This window comes from Bacillus sp. FSL M8-0277, from assembly GCF_037975305.1.
In the GTDB taxonomy this organism is placed as follows: domain Bacteria; phylum Bacillota; class Bacilli; order Bacillales; family Bacillaceae; genus Bacillus; species Bacillus pumilus.
The window spans coordinates 1163381-1183369 of record NZ_CP150255.1 but is presented as its reverse complement, the minus strand read 5'-3'; the positions used below and the strand labels follow the sequence as shown (position 1 = coordinate 1183369).

Annotated in this window: 20 protein-coding genes; 2 read left to right on the top strand and 18 right to left on the bottom strand. The window is 42.0% G+C overall.

Annotated elements, in window-relative coordinates:
• Window positions 1-48: 48 nt before the first annotated feature.
• The 3 genes from MKZ05_RS05710 to MKZ05_RS05700 form a co-directional block, all read right to left on the bottom strand.
• Window positions 49-843, bottom strand: a complete 795-nt coding sequence (locus MKZ05_RS05710; protein ID WP_253622729.1) for a DUF2268 domain-containing protein — start codon at window positions 841-843, stop codon at window positions 49-51.
• A gap of 77 nt (window positions 844-920) precedes the next feature.
• Window positions 921-2162 (bottom strand): beta-ketoacyl-ACP synthase II, encoded by a 1242-nt coding sequence (gene fabF, locus MKZ05_RS05705; RefSeq protein WP_339161759.1) that lies wholly within the window; start codon window positions 2160-2162, stop codon window positions 921-923.
• A gap of 21 nt (window positions 2163-2183) precedes the next feature.
• Window positions 2184-3122 (bottom strand): beta-ketoacyl-ACP synthase III, encoded by a 939-nt coding sequence (locus tag MKZ05_RS05700; RefSeq protein ID WP_003212296.1) that lies wholly within the window; start codon window positions 3120-3122, stop codon window positions 2184-2186.
• 169 nt (window positions 3123-3291) lie between these two features.
• On the opposite strand from MKZ05_RS05700, the gene MKZ05_RS05695 reads away from it, so the two are divergent.
• A complete protein-coding gene (locus MKZ05_RS05695) occupies window positions 3292-3525 on the top strand; it encodes a hypothetical protein (RefSeq protein ID WP_226805013.1) in 234 nt (77 codons plus the stop codon).
• 10 nt (window positions 3526-3535) lie between these two features.
• Here the strand turns inward: MKZ05_RS05695 and MKZ05_RS05690 are convergent, their stop codons facing one another.
• The 4 genes from MKZ05_RS05690 to MKZ05_RS05675 all read right to left on the bottom strand — a co-directional run bounded on the left by MKZ05_RS05690 (window position 3536) and on the right by MKZ05_RS05675 (window position 6188).
• Window positions 3536-3733: a ComZ family protein gene (locus MKZ05_RS05690; protein ID WP_003211983.1), complete on the bottom strand. Its 198-nt coding sequence runs from the start codon at window positions 3731-3733 to the stop codon at window positions 3536-3538.
• 10 nt (window positions 3734-3743) lie between these two features.
• Entirely contained in the window at window positions 3744-4706 is a 963-nt protein-coding gene (locus MKZ05_RS05685; protein WP_050945301.1) for a BMP family ABC transporter substrate-binding protein, read from the bottom strand.
• Window positions 4707-4796: 90 nt separating this feature from the next.
• The gene (locus MKZ05_RS05680; protein ID WP_339161756.1) at window positions 4797-5372 is read right to left on the bottom strand and encodes a nad binding enzyme; all 576 of its coding nucleotides are present in this window, start codon (window positions 5370-5372) and stop codon (window positions 4797-4799) included.
• Window positions 5373-5447: 75 nt separating this feature from the next.
• Complete coding sequence (locus tag MKZ05_RS05675) at window positions 5448-6188, bottom strand: hypothetical protein (RefSeq protein WP_003211061.1); 741 nt, start codon at window positions 6186-6188, stop codon at window positions 5448-5450.
• A 211-nt stretch (window positions 6189-6399) separates the two neighbouring features.
• Here MKZ05_RS05675 and MKZ05_RS05670 point away from each other — a divergent pair, with 211 nt between their 5' ends.
• Entirely contained in the window at window positions 6400-6594 is a 195-nt protein-coding gene (locus tag MKZ05_RS05670) for a YjzD family protein (protein ID WP_003211779.1), read from the top strand.
• A gap of 116 nt (window positions 6595-6710) precedes the next feature.
• Here MKZ05_RS05670 and MKZ05_RS05665 read toward each other — a convergent pair whose 3' ends face one another.
• The 11 genes from MKZ05_RS05665 to MKZ05_RS05615 all read right to left on the bottom strand — a co-directional run bounded on the left by MKZ05_RS05665 (window position 6711) and on the right by MKZ05_RS05615 (window position 19925).
• A complete protein-coding gene (locus MKZ05_RS05665; RefSeq protein ID WP_253622731.1) occupies window positions 6711-7976 on the bottom strand; it encodes an MFS transporter in 1266 nt (421 codons plus the stop codon).
• A gap of 170 nt (window positions 7977-8146) precedes the next feature.
• A complete protein-coding gene (locus MKZ05_RS05660; RefSeq protein WP_003211282.1) occupies window positions 8147-8326 on the bottom strand; it encodes a YjzC family protein in 180 nt (59 codons plus the stop codon).
• A 102-nt stretch (window positions 8327-8428) separates the two neighbouring features.
• Window positions 8429-9379, bottom strand: a complete 951-nt coding sequence (gene argF / locus MKZ05_RS05655; protein ID WP_050945307.1) for an ornithine carbamoyltransferase — start codon at window positions 9377-9379, stop codon at window positions 8429-8431.
• Window positions 9376-12456: a carbamoyl phosphate synthase large subunit gene (locus tag MKZ05_RS05650; RefSeq protein ID WP_339161752.1), complete on the bottom strand. Its 3081-nt coding sequence runs from the start codon at window positions 12454-12456 to the stop codon at window positions 9376-9378. The genes argF and MKZ05_RS05650 overlap by 4 nt, the downstream gene beginning before the upstream one ends.
• A complete protein-coding gene (locus MKZ05_RS05645) occupies window positions 12449-13510 on the bottom strand; it encodes a carbamoyl phosphate synthase small subunit (protein ID WP_335355996.1) in 1062 nt (353 codons plus the stop codon). The genes MKZ05_RS05650 and MKZ05_RS05645 overlap by 8 nt, the downstream gene beginning before the upstream one ends.
• 69 nt (window positions 13511-13579) lie before the next feature.
• The gene (locus MKZ05_RS05640; protein WP_339161748.1) at window positions 13580-14731 is read right to left on the bottom strand and encodes an acetylornithine transaminase; all 1152 of its coding nucleotides are present in this window, start codon (window positions 14729-14731) and stop codon (window positions 13580-13582) included.
• Window positions 14728-15504 (bottom strand): acetylglutamate kinase, encoded by a 777-nt coding sequence (gene argB, locus MKZ05_RS05635; protein WP_339161745.1) that lies wholly within the window; start codon window positions 15502-15504, stop codon window positions 14728-14730. Before argB ends, MKZ05_RS05640 begins: the two co-directional genes overlap by 4 nt.
• Before the next feature lie 14 nt (window positions 15505-15518).
• Window positions 15519-16739: a bifunctional ornithine acetyltransferase/N-acetylglutamate synthase gene (gene argJ / locus MKZ05_RS05630; RefSeq protein WP_339161743.1), complete on the bottom strand. Its 1221-nt coding sequence runs from the start codon at window positions 16737-16739 to the stop codon at window positions 15519-15521.
• A 20-nt stretch (window positions 16740-16759) separates the two neighbouring features.
• Entirely contained in the window at window positions 16760-17797 is a 1038-nt protein-coding gene (argC, locus tag MKZ05_RS05625; protein WP_034620058.1) for an N-acetyl-gamma-glutamyl-phosphate reductase, read from the bottom strand.
• Window positions 17798-17934: 137 nt separating this feature from the next.
• Window positions 17935-18483 carry an MFS transporter gene (locus MKZ05_RS05620; RefSeq protein WP_003211053.1) on the bottom strand — a complete coding sequence of 183 codons (549 nt, stop codon included), beginning with the start codon at window positions 18481-18483 and terminating at the stop codon, window positions 17935-17937.
• Complete coding sequence (locus MKZ05_RS05615; protein ID WP_050945317.1) at window positions 18480-19925, bottom strand: FAD-binding oxidoreductase; 1446 nt, start codon at window positions 19923-19925, stop codon at window positions 18480-18482. The genes MKZ05_RS05620 and MKZ05_RS05615 overlap by 4 nt, the downstream gene beginning before the upstream one ends.
• Between the last annotated feature and the right edge of the window lie 64 nt (window positions 19926-19989).

Genomic DNA, 19989 nt, shown 5'->3' with positions numbered 1-19989 from the left:
GAATTTAGTAAATTTGTAATATGTCTCTTTTTATGTGAATCATTCACTTTATGAGTCTATCGCCTTTAAAAAAGTTTCGGATGGCTCTGCAATCATAGACTCCTCGCTGATTCTGTGTTCGCTGAAATACTTTTTCACGATATAAAACCCAGTGGCGTAACCAAGCATTTTGGGGTAGTTCCCTTTTCCATAAAGGAGGTTCTGTATCAGTCTTTCGTCGTCCTGCACTTTTTGATCAAGATGACTGGATACCCATTTCTGATACATACGCTGAAGCTGCGTTTCGTCATAGAGAGTGGTCCATTTGGCTGTATAGCTTTCTCCGTATCTATGATACACAGCATATTCAGCGAGCCCCTCCATCATGATTGTATCAAGGAATGTAAAATCTTTTTCTTCTTTCGTGAGAAAATGCAACCTACATACATGGTGATATTCATGAGTCAGCAATGTGCCGATACGTTCTTTCGGGGTATTTGGCGACAAAAAGAGAAAGACCTTGTCGTCAAATGCCATGCCGGATTGATAATAAAATTGCTCTCTAATTTCTTTACTGCTCTCATTGACTGGCAAAATAAAGACTGGAATGTCAGGGCCTTTCCACTGCTTTTGCAGCGCCCGGTATTCTTTCATGACGAGCTGGAAGTACCCTTTTTCTTTGAGCTTTTCGATCATGTCTTTGCATGATCGAAAAGACCGAATCATGCCGTGATGTTGCAGGTGGGAGAGAATAGAGGACCATTCTTTTTCCTCCGCCCCTTTAAAATAAGGAACAAAACGCGACGCAAGCTCCTGAAATGATGAAGATTGATGAATGAGATATTGTGTATTGACTAGACCCATACCGCTAAACACCTCCATTTTCATCATATGCAAAAAAGCGGCGATCTGTTTATAGATCGCCGCCTTCTTAGGAAATATTACGCTTCGTATTTTTTAAAGATAATTGTCGCATTATGTCCGCCAAAGCCAAGTGAGTTACTTAGAGCCACTTGTACTTCTTTTAAACGTGCTTCATTTGCCACATAATCAAGATCACATTCTTCATCCGGTGTTACAAGGTTAATGGTTGGAGGAATAACGCTGTCTTTAATCGAAAGCACAGAGAAAATAGCTTCTACTCCACCTGCTGCGCCAAGTAAGTGACCTGTCATCGATTTTGTCGAACTGATCGCAAGCTGATTCGCATGCTCTCCTAACACTTCTTTAATCGCCATTGTTTCAAATTTATCATTGTACGGTGTGCTTGTTCCGTGGGCATTGATATAATCAATTTCTTCCACAGACAAACCAGCATCTCGAATCGCTTCTTTCATTGCGCGTACGCCGCCTTCTCCGTTTGGAGCCGGTGCTGTAATATGATACGCATCTCCAGTTGATCCATATCCAACAATTTCTGCATAAATCGTCGCGCCACGTTTTAATGCATGCTCAAGTTCTTCAAGAACGACAATCCCTGCACCCTCACCCATCACAAATCCGTCACGGTTTTTGTCAAATGGACGGCTTGCTGTCTCTGGATCAGGATTTGTCGAAAGAGCTTTGTTCGCACAGAAGCCAGCAAACGACATTTTTGTTAACGGCGCTTCTGTTCCGCCTGTGATCATCGCATCTGCATCTCCGCGCTGAATGACTTTAAATGCATCACCAATTGAGTTTGTTCCTGTTGCACATGCTGTGACAGTACAAGAGTTAACCCCTTTTGCGCCAAGTGCAATTGAGATTTGGCCTGTTGCCATATCTGGAATCATCATTGGAACGAAGAACGGGCTTACGCGTCTTGCCCCTTTATTTGAATACACTTCAAACTGCTCTTCAAATGTTTCAAGTCCGCCAATACCAGATCCAACCCATACACCAACACGCGGTGCGATTTCATCTGTGATTTCAAGACGTGAATCTTCTAGCGCCTTTTGAGCAGCAACGACTGCATATTGTGTGAAGCGTGCCATTTTTCGTGCTTCTTTTTTCTCCATGTAATCTTCAATGTTAAAATCTTTTAATTCTGCAGCCACTTTTGCTGTATATTCACTTGAGTCGACACGTGTGATTGGTCCAACTCCTGATACACCTGCTAAAGCATTTTTCCATGTTGATTCTACATCGTTGCCAAGAGGTGTCAAAGCACCCAATCCTGTAACAACTACTCGTTTTTTATCCATTAATTTGTGCACCTCACTCTTTTATCGGCCCCATCGCATAGCGATTGCGCCCCACGTTAATCCGCCACCAAAACCTACCATTACAATCACATCGCCGTCATGAATTTTTCCGGCTTCGATTTCTTCACATAGTGAAATCGGAATGGATGCTGCTGATGTGTTTCCATATTTATGGACTGTCTTCGACATTTTTTCAACTGGCAGCTCTAGGCGTTCGCGGGCTGCTTCCATAATGCGAATATTTGCTTGATGCGGGATCAAGAAGTCAACGTCTTCTTTTGATAGTCCAGCTTTTTCGATGACGTTTACGCTTGACTCGCCCATTTGTCTTACAGCAAATTTAAATACTTCTCGTCCATTCATGATTGTATGATCTTTTTCATCTAAGTACAAGTGCTTACCGCCTCTTCCATCGGCTCCAAGCTCAAATGAGAGAATTCCTTTCCCTTCGCTGACCTCTCCTAACACAGCAGCACCTGCTCCATCTCCAAACAGAACAGCAGTATTGCGGTCATCCCAGTCGGTAATGCGAGAAAGTTTTTCAACGCCAACGACGAGCACGTGCTTGAACGTACCTGATTCGATAAATTGTTTTCCAGTAACAAGCCCATACATAAAGCCAGCACACGCAGCGCTAATATCCATTGCACATGCTTTATGTGCACCGAGCTGCTCTTGAATCATACAAGCGACTGTCGGAAATGATTGATCTGGCGTGACTGTCGCCACAAGAATCATATCGATATCTTCTGCAGCTACATTTGCGTCAGCTAATGCTTTTTTTGCAGCAGCAAGCGCCATATGTGATGTATTGACATCATCAGAAGCAATTCTTCTTTCTTCTATACCTGTTCTAGTACGAATCCATTCGTCAGAAGTTTCAACCATTTTTTCTAAATCAAGATTTGTTAACACTTTTTCAGGTATATAGCGGCCAAGGCCAATAATTCCAGCATTCATTGAATAAGACTCCTTTTACTCATACGAGCATGTGATATTGTGATCTTATATTAGTATCTGGTACTAATTTTAACTTATTTTTTTCTCCTTGGCAATACAAACGTCTAACCTTTCCTCTCACTTTTTTCATAGATTATTGATATACCAATAGTAGAAAGGAGCATTTGATATGGCGCAAAAAGATATTTTTTCGGCTATGATGTTTGGACAGCCGCTTGAAAAGGAGAAAAGCAAGGAAGAAGCAAAGGAGGAACGCGTGGAGACATCTTCAAGTGAAGACTCCATTGACTACATGCATGTCATGAACCAAATTGGGAACATTATGAACTCCATCGATGAGCTGAAGCCTGTGTTTAAAGATGTTGGCCCTATGATTAGTGCCTTCAAGAAAAAATTATCATAAAAAAAAGCCACTATTCTGTGGCTTTTTCTGATTCTGCATCTGCTTTTCCAAGCTCATATGCCTCTTGCATAACAGATGTAAACAATGATAAAAGCGGCTGAAGAGCTTCGGGCTCAAGCTGAATACCTGCTTTATCTAATTCTTCTTTTGCCTGCGGAAAATACTTCATGGCAATTTGTAAAAACTCCATCGATTTTTCGTGCTGCATCATCGTATCCTCACTTTTCATTTGGCAGTTTGCCAGTTTTTTTGTAAGACGCAATATCACTTTCAATGTCTTTCAAAAAAGCACGGTCAATGGTGGAACTAAATTTCCCCATTTCGATCACTCCTTCTTTAAAGTCAAAGGAGTACTCACCTTGTGCATTTAGCTTGCCTTCATTAAATTTCTTCGCAATAATACTATACGCTTTATCCACATGCTGGACTGTGCTTGTTAAGACGGTATGGCTGCCGAGGTTGGATTGATCGGTGACATATCCGATCGCTGATAAATTATCAGCTTTGATTTGTTCAATGACAGGGATATTATAACCATCACCTGCTGGATATACAACATCTACGCCCTGTTTTTCCAATTTTCGATAGAGCTCCACGGCTTTGTCCGCATCATCCCAGTTTTCAACAAACTCGGCAAGCACTTGTACATGTTCATCTTGATATTTTGCACCTTTAATAAAGCCGTCTACTTCGCTTTGCCAATCATATGTAGCAAGAATACCAATCTTTTTTGATTTTGACATATGTGCTGCTGTCATGCCTCCGAAAAAGCCCATCGCTTCACCTTTAAACGTCACATTCGCAACATTATCCGCCTGAGGCTTGTTTCCATTTACCGTGATAAATTGTGTTTTCGGATAATCTTCACTAATGATGTTGAAAATTTCGCTGTATTCACTGCCATGGCCAATAATCAAATTGACTCCTTTTTTGTGAAACTCTTCAATGGCATCAACGATTTTCTCTTTGTCGACCATTCCTTCCTTATAATAAACATCTACACCAAATGTTGATTGAATATTTAATAAGCCTTTATAACCTTTCGTTCCCCAAACTTGATCATTAATTGTATCGGGGACGAGTAAACCCACCTTCTCAATCTGTCCTTTTAAAGGTGCCTGTGAGCAGGCAGATAATAGGAGAAGGAACGAAAAGATCATGACAAGCCGCTGATACTTCATGCCATGTTCAACTCCCTTTGCCACATGCAGGCATGAACCTGTATGTTAAATATAGGTTTATTTTATACTGAAAAAAGATAAGATGGAAGATCATTCTTGCTTTTTGTCGAAAAATGTTGAGTTTTGTCTTTTCCATTCTGCCATCATTTCTTCTGCTTGTTTGTCATCTGTTTGTCTTTCTACCTTCAATTCATGTGTTATTTCCTGTCTTTGTTCAGAGCCTGATGCCCACTTGAACAAATCCCTTGCTACATCTTCTACAAAAAATGCCTCATCACGCTTCGTTCTTTCTTTATCAAGTGTCCATGGTCCAAACATGCGAGGTAGAATAACAGCCGGCACATTCCGATTGGATGATTCGTCTTCGTTTTTTTCGTAAAGAACCCGGTACATACCTTGCGCCGCTTTCAAGTCTTCGTATCTTTTGTCTGGTTCTTCTGATTGAATAAAGATCAGATCATACGTGTCTTTCCCATCCTGAAGGTCAATGACACGGAAAAGATCATTTCTGCCAAGCCACATCATTCGTTCTTCTAATAACCTCTTTTGCTCTTCTGTTTGCTCATGAGGGCATGTGATATCCATTTGAATGCCCTCTTTCATCATATATTCACACAGCGCTAGGCCAAAAAATTCATCTGCCCCTATGATCAGTCCTGTCTCCATGTTCATGTCCCCTTTTTTAGCTTATCGAATAAAAAGAAGAGCCCTTTCCATGAAGGGCTGTTATCATCCTATTCATCACAATTCTCTTTCATGCGATTTATAAAACTTGTGAATGGATTGAAAGATTCTTCTCGGATGATCAAACATATGCAAGGTGAGATCGATCTGACAATGCTCTGGATTCTTCATGTGCTGATCAATAAAAGGCTTTGCATGCAGTTCATATGCATAGGGTGCACCGTTTAGTCTTTGCCATATGTGAATCGGTACATGAGCAGAATGAACAGGGCAAGCTGGGAGCGGATACGTTTCCGCTTCCTTTTCAGAGCAGCCGTAGCTCTTCGCTAATTCTTTGATTAGCTGTTTATAAAAGAATTTGTGTTCCTTTTCTCTTTCCCGTTGTGCATAGAGATGCAGACATGGATTCACCATCGCAATGGATCTTAGCACTTCTGGCATCTCTTCAGCAAGGCTCATAGCAACGAGTGCACCCATCCCCTCTGCCAGCACATGAATTTCCCGGTTTAATATTTCTTGTTTTAATGTGTGATGAACGAGCTGCTTTGTACTAAAAACAGCATCTTCGCATCCCCAGTGATTCCCATGAAGATGACTATTAAACAATGTATATCCTTCATCCTTTAAGGCAGTTAAAAGCTGGTTTCTTCCATAGTGCTGAAGCCAGAATGATGTATTTTCCTGCACAAAGTGATTTCGGTCACCGAGGATAAGAATGCCAAAGCCATTTGGTTTTTGAGGAAGGTGAATGACGTTCCACTGGGAACCAAGCTGGAAAAACCGTTCGCTTACACCCATATGGCCAGCCTCCTTTCAGTGATTCTGCTTTCTATGATATGAACAACAACTCTTGTAGGAATAAGGAAATCCCCTAATGACAGAAGAATTCTTTTTATTTTTATAGAAGAAGGTCTAAAAATGGTCACATAAAGGCTAAAACAGTCTTTTCCCCTCACTCGTATCTATGGTATGATAATCAATAGATTGTTACATAAAGGACGGTGGGATTATGCATTATATTATCACCCTCATTTGGACTTTTCTGCTGACACATATGGCTGGTTACATCGTTGCTTCGATGAATGGCGCTGCTTATGACTTTACTTTGACTTCTATTCTTGCAGTGGTGTTTACGGTTATTTTATTCATCTTTGCTGAAGTAAGTCCAATGAAAGAAACGGAAAGTTCAACAAAACACTCTTAATACGTAAGAGATGAATGTGAGAAAGAGCTAAAATGATCTTGATTTTAGCTCTTTTTCTTTTTGCTTGAAAAGCAGTACGCTAAAACCCCCTGCAGCTACAGGGGGTTTTTTATTGATTACACCTCGACGGTTTCGGACTTCTGTTTGTCTTGAGTCAAATGGCTTTTCGCAAGCCCTGTAAACAGGAAGATCGCGATACCTGATAAAATTTCAAGGACCCCGCCGCCAGCAATGACAGGTCCCGCTCCAAATCTTTCTGCCAGAACGCCTGATACGACAGCTGCAAACGGGAGGAAAACATTTGATGAAGCATTGATCACCGCGTATACTTGCGGCTGATCATCTTGGTCGACAGACGTTTGAATAATGACCATTTCCGGTACATTGATCGCACTAACGGCGGCACCGAATATAAAGGAAGCTAGTAGAACGACTGGCAGCCATGTACTCATCCCTGTGATAAAGAACGCAGCTCCTTCAATCATACCAGCGACAATAAAGAACAAACCAAATCTCTTAATTTTTATCTTCGCCAGAGCAAAGCCCATCATAAACGCGCCGACTGCAGCAACACCTCTTAAAATGGAATACACCATAGAATCGCTTTGCAATGCTTCTGCTACGTATACAGCAGATAGTGCCTGCCACGGAGCTGCAGCGACATTCATTAAAATACAATACAGCGTCAGTGCAAATAAAATGTGATGATTTTTGACGACGAGAAACCCTCTTTTTAAGTTATAAAAATATGTATTCTTTGCTTGTTTTATACCTGCTGCTTTGTCTTCAGCGGTTTTCTTTAATTTAACACCGATAATAAACAGGCCGGATATGATGAATAAGGCAGTGGTGATGAGCAGGGTATCTGCAGGTCCGATTAATTTGACTAAGAGACCAGCGACCATGACTGCTGCAAGTGCGACAATTTCAAAAGAAGATTGCAGGATGGCATTTGCTTTTTGAATCAGATGCTTCGGTACAATCTGCGGTAAAATCGCCACCGAGGCTGGGTTATACGCTGCACCTGTTGCCGATTGAATAACCATTAATGAGATCAATAACCATAATGGCAATAGATGCGAAAAATGCAGTAGCGGAATAATGAGTACAATGGTTGCTCGAACGACGTCTGATGCGAACATCCATTTAGACAAATGGTGCTTTTTCATAAGAGGTCCTAGTATTGGGGCTAGCAAAGATGAAGGAAGTACGGTTACTGCTAGGAGAAGTCCTGTACCGAGCGCTCCATCCCCTCTCAAAATCAATAGCCAAAGGACGGATGTAAAAGCAAAACTTTCTCCTGTGTTTTTAATGAGTCTTGATATGAATAATGAGGTGAAGCGTTTATTCCAAACACTTTCACTGAGATTCGTCTTTTCCATCACACAAATCCTTTCAACTAGTTAATCTCACTTACATATTTTACCTTAAATTCTCTTTTATTCATACTATTTATTTGAAAATTTGAACTTAATTGTTTTTTATTATAAAGAAAAAAGAGGCATGACACATGCCTCTAAAGACTTATTCCAGCCGACTCTTAGTCAATTGCTTATGGCTTTCTCTGATAGGTCCAAACACGGTTATGGTTCGAGTTATCCGGAAAGACGTCGCCTGCTTGAAGCTTAATCTTTAAAGGATCTTTCACCATACTGCCGGTTTCACCGATCTCGACATACACACCATTATTTGGTGCTTTATTCCCTGATTTAAACTGATGCTGCTGACCCATTTCCATCCTCCTTTCTCGATGATGTTATTATGTCCCGTGACTTGCCTCTCCAATCCTTTATGCAAAAAGTCCCTGCTCCTACGAGTCAGGGATGCTTTTCATTTATTTGGTTTGTTGATACATGAGCTCTTTGATTAATGCTTTTTGTACATGCAGGCGGTTTTCTGCCTGCTGAAATACTTTTGAGTGCGGTCCATCAATAATGTCTGCTGTCACTTCTTCTCCGCGGTGTGCCGGGAGACAATGAAGGAAAATATAATCCTTTGCTGCATGACGCATTAGTTCGTCATTGACTTGATATTCTTTAAATTCAGCAAGGCGTTTCTCAGTTTCTGCTTCCTGCCCCATGCTTGTAAACACATCGGAATAAATGACATCTGCATTTTGGACAGCAGCGACAGGGTCTGTCGTAACGATGACTTCTGCGCCTGATTGTTTTGCAAATTCACGTGCTGTGTCTGTTACTTCTTGAAGTGGTTCATAGCCTTTTGGTGATGCAACTGCAATATCACAGCCTAGCTGCGCACAGCCAACCATCAAGGAGTGAGCCACGTTATTTCCGTCACCGATGTAGGCGACTTTGATTCCTTTTAATGTTCCTTTTGCTTCTTTTATCGTCAATAAATCAGCAAGTGCCTGGCATGGATGGGAGTAGTCAGTCAGTCCATTGATGACAGGAATGGACGCATATTGTGCCAACTCCTCGACCTTCTCATGTTCAAAGGTTCGAATCATAATGCCGTCTACATAGCCAGACAGCACCTGCGCTGTATCACTGATCGTTTCTCCTCTGCCGATTTGCAAATCATTTGAGCTGAGGAAGAGCGCATGTCCCCCAAGCTGCGTCATTCCCGCTTCAAACGACACGCGGGTTCTAGTTGACGATTTTTCAAAGATCATCGCTAACGTTTTCCCTTTGAATAAATCTTGGTATGGGTTTTGTTTCATTTCTTCCGCTTTTTCAATTAAATAAGCAATGTCATTGATTGAGAAATCTTTTAATGATAAAAAGTCTTTTCCGTATAATGTCGGTTGCACGTCAACTTGACTCATGCCGTCACTTCCTTTTTGTATAATTCTTGGAGCGATACTGGTGATACATCTCCATTTTTTCCTTGTAGGAATGCTTGAACTGTTTCATATTCGGTTAGAACTTGGACGCCGTGTGTGAGTGCTTTTACGCGTTGCTCTTTTGCCTCTTCATCCTCGCCTAAATGGATATGAAGGGATTTATCTTCGTTTTGCAGCCAAGTGTCGAAGCTGTCCGTCCAGACGTCAAAGCCTGCATGTTTTGCTTCATCTACCAATTGTTCACTGCCTTTTATAAAGAGGCTACCTTTCTGATGCCAGATCGACGCAAACACTTTTTTCAAGGCGCTTTCGGCGTTTTTGCCTACACACATTCCTTCTCCTGTCGCTTTCATTTCAGGTGTCAGCTTTAAGTCAATATCTTGAATGGCATGTGATGAGAAGACTGGGAATTTGACCGCTGTTCCCCCTTTGTTTTTCGTTACTGGGTTCAGTTCTTCAAGCGTTGCACCCGCTAGTAATTGAGTCGCAAGCGGAATCATGTCAATGCCCATCACCTTGCTGACAACTGGAACGGTCCGGCTCGCCCGCGGATTCACCTCTAGTACAAGCGCCTGATCCCCTTTGATCACAAATTGGATATTCATAATGCCCTTAAACGCTAATTTCTTCGCTATTTGTTCGGACGCAATATGCACCTGCTGTTTGATGTCCTCGCTGATGGAGACACTTGGTAAGATGGCAAAGCTGTCACCTGAATGGACGCCTGCTTTCTCAATATGCTCCACGATCGTTGGGATGAAGGTCGTTTTTCCGTCAGAAATCAGATCCACTTCAACTTCTTTTCCAGTGACATACTCATCAATTAAAATTGGATACGGCAAATGATCTGGCTGATCAAGTAGTGACGTCAAATGCGCTTCTGACTGGACAACAATCATGCCCATTCCGCCAATGACATACGATGGGCGAATTAACACAGGGTAACCGATGCTGTTAGCATGCATGAGCGCTTCTTCTTTTGAATGAGCTGTATTTCCTTTTGCATGAGATAGGTTCAGTTCATCAAGAAGCTGATAGAACAGATCACGATCTTCCAGCGCATCTAGCGTGTCAAAGGATGTACCTAACAACGTAATGCCCGCTTTTTCTAAGCCTTCTGCTACATTGATGGCAGTCTGTCCGCCAAATTGAACGATGACGAAATCAATTTGCTCTGCTTCCACAACGTTTAAGATGTGCTCTAATGTAATGGGCTCAAAATATAAACGATCTGCGATTTCATAATCCGTACTGACCGTCTCTGGATTGTTGTTCATCATGATCGTTTCAAAGCCAAGCTTTTGCAGGGTAAGAACGCCATGCACCGCACTATAGTCAAACTCGACTCCTTGCCCAATTCGAATTGGACCAGAGCCAATGATGAGTGCACGCTGTTTTGTTTTCTCTTGATGCTCTCCATCACTTTTGCCAAAGTATGTGGAATAGAAGTAGTTCGTTTTTGCATCAAATTCCGCTGCACATGTGTCGACAATCTTAAATGAAGCCGTAATGCCATATTCTTGACGAAGCTGTCTAATAGCCTCTTCACTATTGCCTGTTAGAAGAGCAATCGTTTCATCAAGGAAGCCCTTTTCCTTTACCTTTTTCAAGGTGTCTTTGGAGAGCGTTCCTTCATGGTTCTTCAATTCCTGTTCGAGAGTGATCATATTGCTGAACACATGTAAGAAGAATAGATCAATTTTCGTCGCTTGATGGATCGCTTCAACCGTTTCCTGTCTTGAAAGAAGCTCCATGACAGCGAAGAAACGTCGATCGTCTGGTGTTTTGACAAGCTCAAATAGTTGTTTAGTCGATTGGTCTTTCAATTCTGGCAGGTGGAAACCCTTTGTTTTGATTTCAAGAGAGGCGACCGCTTTTTGGATGGCTGACTCTAAATTACGGTCAATCGCCATGACTTCGCCAGTCGCCTTCATTTTTGTACCTAATTGCCGATCTGCCTGTTTAAATTTATCAAACGGCCAGCGCGGGAATTTCACGACGACATAATCGAGTGCCGGCTCAAAACTAGCATAAGTTGTGCCTGTGAGCGGGTTTTTCAGTTCGTCTAGTGTATAGCCTACCGCAAGCTTTGCTGCCATTTTAGCAATCGGATAGCCCGTTGCTTTTGAGGCAAGAGCAGATGAACGACTAACCCGCGGATTCACCTCAATGACAAAGTATTCTTTACTGAATGGATCAAGGGCAAATTGGATGTTGCATCCCCCGACTACATCGAGTGCTGAAATGATTTTCAGGCTCGCTGAACGAAGCATTTGATAATCCTGGTCTGTTAATGTTTGCGAAGGTGCAACGACAATCGAATCTCCTGTATGCACACCAACTGGATCGATATTTTCCATATTACAAACCGTAATACACGTATTTTGACGGTCTCTCATGACTTCATATTCGACTTCTTTAAAGCCCGCAATGCTTTTTTCAACTAAACACTGATGAATCGGGCTCGCTAAAAGGGCTCCTTCAATAAGTGGTTTAAACGCTTCTTCTGTTAAAGCGATTCCGCCGCCCTTACCGCCAAGTGTGTATGCTGGTCTTAGAATGACTGGGAAGCCTACTTCTTTTGCAAATTGAATGGCATCCTTTGCATTATCCACAATTTCACTATCTGGCACAGGTTCGTTCAACTGCTTCATGAGAGCACGGAATTTCTCTCGATCTTCACCGTTTTCAATTGTTTCAACTGACGTTCCGAGCAGGGTTACCCCGTGCTTTTTCAGCACACCGGCTTTTTCGAGCTCGACAGCAAGGTTTAAAGCGGTCTGTCCGCCAAGGTTGGCTAAAAGACCATCTGGTTTTTCCTTTTCGATGATTCTTGTCACTGAATCAACTGAAAGCGGTTCAAAATAGATTTCATCAGCAAATGATTCGTCTGTCATAATGGTTGCTGGGTTGTTATTCACTAAAATGACTTTGTAGCCCTCTTCTTTTAGGGCCATACATCCTTGTGTTCCTGAGTAATCAAATTCAGCTGCCTGACCAATGATGATTGGACCAGACCCGATGACTAGAATGGTTTGTATGCTTTGATCTTTAGGCATGTGCAACTTCTCTCCTTGCTTGTTTCACTTTCTCAATAAAATCATCGAATACCCATTCACTTTCAGCAGGACCTGGGTGTGCTTCTGGATGAAATTGAACTGACATAATGAGCTTCTCTTTATGAATGAATCCTTCGACAGATCCATCATTAACATGAAGGAATTTCACGTCCACTTCTTTGTCATTCATGCTTTTTTCATTCACCACATAGCTGTGATTCTGACTTGTCATGAAAACACGTTTGGATTCTGTATCTTGTACAGGGTGATTCGCCCCGCGGTGGCCAAATGGAAGCTTATACGTATCCCCGCCAAGTGCAAGAGCGATTAATTGATGACCTAAGCAGATTCCAAGTGTCGGGAAGGTCATCATGATGTCATGAATGGTTTTTAAATATGGCTTCATTGTTTTGGGATCTCCAGGTCCATTCGATAGCAGGACCGCATCTGGCTTAATCTCAAACACCTTTTCCAGCTGTTTGTACGGAATGACGGTTACTTTACAGCCGCGCGCTTCAAGCGAATCTGCTATTGATTTTTTAAAGCCAAAATCAATAAGCGCTACATGTTCCTCGCCGCTGCCTTGAGTGTAGATTTCATCGTCTGTCACCTGTGCGATCACATTGTCTTGTTTCATGGCCGGCGGTGTTTCGTTTTCGTCTACACTGATCACAGCGTTCATCGTCCCATTTGCCCGGATGTTTTGCACGACTGCACGTGTATCGGTATGAGTCAGAAGTGGAATGTTCCACTTCTGTAAATAATCTTTTAAGCTAACCGCTGCAAGATGGTGAGAGAAATGATCCGCTGCTTCATACACAACGACAGCTTTCACTTGTGGTTTTTTGCTCTCAAAGTCTTCATGATTAATACCGTAATTTCCGATGAGTGGATATGTGAAAACAATGATTTGTCCCTTATAGGAAGGGTCTGTGAGCACCTCTTGGTAACCTGTCATCCCTGTAAAGAAAACCACTTCACCTGTCATGCCAGCTTCTCCTGTCAGTTCTCCTTCAAAAGAGGCTCCATCTTCTAAATTTAAATAACCTTTCATGCTTGTGTCACCCCAAATTGAATAATTAGTAATATAAATGCATTTTTATGCGTTTTGGTGTAAAAAAATTTATACTGTCACTGTTTCATTTGCTAAAACATGAGTCATCGCTTCTATTGCTTGATCTATTTCTGCTTTTTCTACATTCAGCGGAGGCAATAACCGAATCACATTCGGACCAGCTGGAAGTACTAGCAACCCCTGTTCTCTCAGAGCTGTGATATAATCTCCGACTGGCTGATGACATTCAACCCCTGCCATCAATCCTTTTCCGCGTACTTCTTTTACGATATTCAGTTGTTTCAGATCTTGTAGTTTTTCTAGCAGATAAGCGCCTTTTTCTTTGACTTCTGTCAGAAACTCATCTTTGAAAATGACATCGAGTGTTGCATTCACAGCAGCCATGGCAAGCATGTTGCCACCAAAAGTTGTTCCATGTGAACCTGGTGAGAATGCGTCTCCTAAAGCCTTTTTCCCGATGACTGCACCGACTGGGAAGCCATTTCCTAATCCTTTAGCAGAAGAGATAATATCAGGATCAAGTCCCGTCTGTTCGTATGCAAATGCTGTTCCTGTACGTCCAATACCCGTTTGAATCTCATCTACGATCAGAAGTGCTTCATGCTTTTGGCAAAACGCTTGAACAGCTTCTAGAAATTCTGTTGTCGCTGGATTTACGCCACCTTCTCCTTGCACAACCTCAAGCATCACCGCTGCCACATCATCGACTTCACATGCAGCAATAGCGTCTGGGTCATTGAACGGGACATAATGAAAGCCTTCCAGCATGGGACCAAAACCCGTTTTGATTTTATCTTGACCTGTAGCAGCCATACCAGCATACGTGCGCCCATGAAAAGAGTGCAGAAATGTCACGATGTTTGTTTTCCCTGTTGCTTTACGCGCTAATTTGATTGCACCTTCATTTGCCTCAGCTCCGCTATTACAGAAAAACACGAGATCCCCTGAACTGTTTGCAGCCAGTTTTTCTGCTGCTTTTTCTTGCAGTCCATTTTCAAATAGATTCGATACATGCCAGACGTGATCAAGCTGTTTCTTGATGGCTTGATTGACCTTTGGGTGATTGTGACCGAGATTTGTGACCGCAATGCCTTGTATAAAGTCTAAATATTTTTTCCCTTTTGTATCGACTGCCCAAGAACCTGCTGCCTCTTGAATTTCAACACTCCACCGTCCATAAGTTTGAAAGAGATGACTCACAGGACCGCCTCCTTTTCCTTCACAATTCTTGTTCCTTTAAAGGTTTCCCCTGTAAAGATACTGCCTTTGCCATTGACGATCATGACTTCATCCACATCTCCTGATAAAGCACTCAAAGCGGATTGCACTTTTGGAATCATTCCCCCGGAAATAATGCCTTCATCAATGAGCGTGAGAGCTTCTTGTTCGGTGACGACATCTAATAGCTCGCCATTTTTTAAAATGCCTTCCACATCTGTAACAAACATGAGCTTATCAGCTTTCATCGCTCCTGCGACAGCTGATGCTGCTAAATCAGCGTTTACGTTTAACGTTTGGCATTCCTCTGTCATAGACAACGGTGCAATCACAGGAATAAATTGTTTTTCCATTAATGCTTCTGCCATCTCTGGATGCACTTCTTTGATTTCACCAACGTACCCGTACACGTCTTGATTAAGAAAATCAGCGACAAGCATCTGACCATCTTTCCCAGACACGCCGACAGATGAGATATCATGCTTTGCGAGCTCTGACACAAAGTATTTATTGACCGTTCCTGAAAGGACCATTTCCGCTACCTCTAATACTGGCTTCGTTGTTTTGCGCTGCCCGTCAACAAATTCTGTTTCCACTTCTAATTTTTGCAGCATGTTCGTGATTTCAGGGCCTCCGCCATGGACGATAGCCAGCTTAAATCCAGCAGCTTGAAGTGAGCGGACATTTTCGTAAAAGGTATCTGAAAGTTCTCGAATGACACTGCCTCCACACTTGAATACGATCGTTTTATCCATGTCTATCTCCTTCATTATGTGCGATAGCTCGCGTTAATTTTCACATAATCATAGGTAAGGTCACAGCCCCATGCCGCTGCCTGACCATTCCCCTCATTCATTTGAATCAAAATCGTGATCTCATCCTGCTCTAAATACGCTTTTGCTTCCTCTTCTGAGAATGGCTGCGGTTCATTATGTTTAAACAGACATTGTCCACCTAAATACACTTCTACCTCTTGTGGTGTGACGGACGCTGCGCTATGGCCAATCGCTCCAATGATACGCCCCCAGTTGGCGTCGGTGCCGTATACGGCTGTTTTCACTAGGCTTGAACCGACGATTTTCTTCGCTATGATGCCGGCTTCTAAATGATTTTTAGCGCCAGCGACTTGCGCTTCAATTAATTTCGTTGCACCTTCTCCGTCTCTTGCAATCTCTTTGGCAAGATCCTCACAAGCTAGCTTTAATCCTTCTTTGAACAATGGCCATTCTGGATGCTCTTCATTTAGCACATCATTTTCTGCCATGCCATTTGCCATCACGAGTACCATATCGTTTGTCGATGTTTCTCCGTCGACAGTAATTTGATTAAAGGTCACATCGGTAATATCACGCAGTGCATTTTGCAGAGCGTCTTGTTCGACATTTGCATCCGTTGTCACGAAACCAAGCATCGTTGCCATGTTTGGATGAATCATACCTGAGCCCTTCGCTGCACCTGAAATGAGAATCTCTTTGCCGTTTATCGTCAGGGTGTATGTTGTGTTTTTAATGACTGTATCTGTCGTTAAGATTGCCTCTTCAAAATGACCATTTCCTGCTTTTGCTTCTTTCAGCTGAGTGATGCCTTTTTTGATTTTCTCCATATCCAGACACTCTCCAATGACACCAGTAGAAGAAACAGCAATGTAATCAGGTTCTACCCCTAACATATCTGCGCAAGCTGCCTGCATTTCGTATGCGTCCTTCAAACCTTGCTCACCGGTACATGCATTGGCGATGGCACTATTGACAATGACCCCTTTTAATTGCCCTGTCTTTTTTAAGCTTTTCTGAGTGACTTGTAGAGGCGCAGCTTGAAAGTGACTTTGTGTGTATACCGCTGCACTCGCTGCCGGCACTTCACTGACGATCAGTCCGAGGTCTTTTTTTGAATAACGTAATCCAATATGAATCCCCTTTGCTTCAAAGCCTTTTGGTGATGATACGTCACCGTCTATTTTAACAATGCTTTTTTCATTCAATTCGATCATGTTTGTTGTCTCCCCTGTTCTTATGGATAGAGAGGTGTCATTGTGAGGCCCGCCTCTTCATCTAAGCCTTTGATGATGTTGAAGTTTTGAACCGCTTGGCCGGCTGCGCCCTTCATGAGATTGTCGATCACAGACACAATCGTGAGTCTGCCTGTACGTTCATCTAAATGAAAGCCAATGTCACAGAAATTACTGCCGTATACTTCCCTTGTTTGCGGATACACCCCGTGATCTCTCACTCTGACAAAATAGGAATCTTCATAAAAGCCTTTCATATGCTTCATCAATTCCTCTTTTGTGATATCTGATTTCAGCTGGGTATACATCGTCGCCATAATCCCCCTTGTCATCGGGACAAGGTGCGTTGAAAATGTGATATTCGCCGTGTGCGGATTCCATTCTCTTAATATTTGCTCTATTTCAGGTGTATGTTGATGTTCATTTACCTTATAAATTTTGAAGTTGTCGTTTAGCTCTGAAAAATGCGTTCCAAGTGAGGCAGATCGTCCTGCACCGGACACTCCTGTTTTTGCATCTATGATGATCATAGATTCATCGATTAGATTCTGTTTCATCAGCGGTGCTAAACCGAGAAGAACTGCGGTAGGGAAGCACCCTGGATTTGCAATAACTTCAGCCTGCTCAATCGTTTCACGATTCAATTCAGATAACCCGTACACAGCTTGTTGAACAGATGCTTGATCAGCTGCCCTTCGTTTATACCAAGCTTCATAGGTTGCACCGTCTTGAATGCGCAAATCACCTGATAAATCAATGATAGGCACTCCTTGGTTCATGAGCTTCGGTGTGAGTTCACTTGATACGCCTGCTGGTGTCGCTAAAAACACAGCATCTGTTTCTCGCACAATGGCAGCAGGATCAATGGCTTTTAATGTTTGATCAGTAATCGTTGTGAGATGCGGATAAGATTGACTGTATAATTGCCCATCACCACTCGATGAATACAATATACATTCATCCACGTGTGGATGTTGCTTGAAGATACGAACTAATTCCGCACCACCGTATCCCGTAGCACCTATAATACCTATTTTCAACGTCAATACACCCTCTTGATCTTTGTGAAATTATTTAACATTATAACATGTATAAAAATTAATTCAATTGTATATTTAATATTTCTTTTCATTTTTTTTCATAAAAAAATCCACATATCTACGTGAGATATGCGGATTTATCTTTCATATTTCATCAAGATGATCATGAGAGCACTGCATAAATATATGATAGAGCTTGCATAAAAAATGAAGTAAACGGTGAAGAAATCTGCAAACAGGCCGCCAAGCATAATTGCTATCGATGAAAAAAGAGCTGTCCAAAAATGATAGCGGCCGACCTCCTTCATTCTTTTATTCTCTGTTGTCAGTTCCGTAACGATGAGTTTTTCCCCGTGCTTTTGAAAGCCGCCTAGTGCACCAAGTGCCAGCTGAATCATATACACTTGCGCGACTTCTGTTATATGCGGAAATAGCAGCAAAAGAAATGCCATACCGAACGAATGAATAATCAAAAAGAGCCGCCTATCGGTGGTTTCGGGCAGTTTCCCTAAAAGTAAATGAATAAACGCTCCGCTTAAACCAAACAGGCCATAGGCAAGACCAAACTGAGAGTAGCTTGATCCAACATTTTTAATAAAAAGAATGTAAAAAGGGAAAATCAAACTGCTGGCGAAAAACAGCAGACTTTGTGAGTAGACGAACCATTTCATTGCTTTTGCATTCATTGTGTATTGTACCTTTCATAAAAGTAATTGATAAACCTGCCGTCCGGATCTGCTTGCTTTTTCTTTTGGAAGAACACATCCGTTTTAGGATACGCCTGTTTCATTTGTACCTTCGTTTGATAAGGCATGTACGGTAAGTAATAGCTTCCATGGTGCCGTAGCGTGATATCTGTCATTTGCCGGATGATCCGCTCTGCTTCTGCCTTCTCTTCTTTCTTAAAACCATAATTCACTAAAAGAACAAGGGCAAACATATCTTCTTTCGCATATGAGAGATCCGCTTTTTCATTTTTTTGTACGTAGCGGATCGTGATGTTCATTAAATTCAAATCTTCCTGTTGTAAAAAGTGTCTCATTTCATCGATATACGCACGAAAGCGATCCACTGGTACGAAATATTCCTGCAGTACATCTGTGTCTGACTCATTCTCATAGTCTAAAAAAGCAGAATCTGAGCGCATCACATTATTTCTTGTGATCAGCTGATCATTTTGACTTTGGAAATACTTCTTTTGCAAATTCCATAGCAGATCTTTCCCCATATCAAACCTTCTTGAAAGACCGAGCATAAATTTGAGTGGCATAACGAGTTGATCCTCTTTCAGCTCTTGATATGATTCGATCTCTTGTTGTGAAGTGAGGGAATAATTCGTTACATACATCTCTTTCAAAAAGTTGGTTTTCGATGTTGAGATTCTGGCAAGATGCATGCGTACTTGTTTATTTTGTTTGACATGTTTTTGAAAATAATCAGTGTATTCATCGTAATTTAGAGAGGTTGTCTCCATTTTATATAATTCATCCTTTGTTAAGGAAAGTTCAACATCTAAAATGACACCGAACAAGCCGTACCCTCCAATAACGGCAGTAAATAAATCATCGCCTGGCTTCACTGTGATAATCTCACCATCTGCTTTTAACAGTCTGAAAGAACGAACGGTGTCAATGAGTGATCCGTAGCGAATGTCACGTCCATGTGCGTTTGCACTGAGGGAACCGCCAATCGTAAAGATGTTCTGTGATTGCATGACCTTCACGGCAAGACCATATGGGTTGACATATCTTTGTATATCATCCCATGTAGCGCCGCTTTGGACACGGATGGTTTTCTTTTTTTTATCAAATGCTAAAATTTGGCGGAATTCTGTCATATCGAGCACGATGCCATTTTCATAATACGTGTGGCCGCCCATGCTATGCTGTTTGCCGGCAATGGATATCGGCAGGTTTTTTGCTTTCGCTTCTTCTACTACTTCTTTTAAAGTATCTATTTCTTTACCTTGAACGACTTTTTTTATTTTAACAGGCATGAGATGACTGACATCTGTAAATGCCTCAAGGTCTTGTTTTTTGTGTGCTTGCTCCTCACGAATGGTGATTGATGTAAAAAATGCAGCAGCATATCCCATCAAAAGAACGATCCACAACCATTTTCGTTTCATTATAGGTACTCCGTTCTATAAAAATTACATTCATTATATCAAACCATACTCTCCCCCACCTTAA